The sequence below is a fragment of the Thauera linaloolentis 47Lol = DSM 12138 genome (genome assembly GCF_000310205.1).
GTDB classification, from domain to species: Bacteria; Pseudomonadota; Gammaproteobacteria; order Burkholderiales; family Rhodocyclaceae; genus Thauera; species Thauera linaloolentis.
On record NZ_AMXE01000210.1, the window covers coordinates 1 to 264 of the forward strand.

Below are 264 nucleotides of genomic sequence, written 5' to 3' on the forward strand. Positions count from 1 at the left end.
CGCCGTTGCTGCAAAGCCATCGCCCAGCGACTCAATGTGTCGGTCTTGTTCTTCGCTGCCGCCAACACGGCACGAGCCCCCATGACCAGCAAACTGCGCAAGTAGGAATCGCCAGCCTTGGTGATGCGGCCCAGTCGGGCCTTGCCGCCCGAGCTGTACTGGCCAGGCACCAGGCCGAGCCAGGCGGCGAACTGAATTGCCCCGGGTTTTGCGGAGGCTGTTTTGTTTGAGTCAGGCAGGAAGGGCCTGCTCGCTGTGATTGCG

Annotated in this window: 1 protein-coding gene; it reads right to left on the reverse strand. The window is 63.3% G+C overall.

All coding sequences use genetic code 11. The annotated features are described in order from the left end of the window. Window positions 1-264, reverse strand: a 264-nt coding sequence (locus C666_RS20080) for an IS110 family transposase (RefSeq protein ID WP_004352584.1), incomplete at both ends; no start/stop codon positions are given.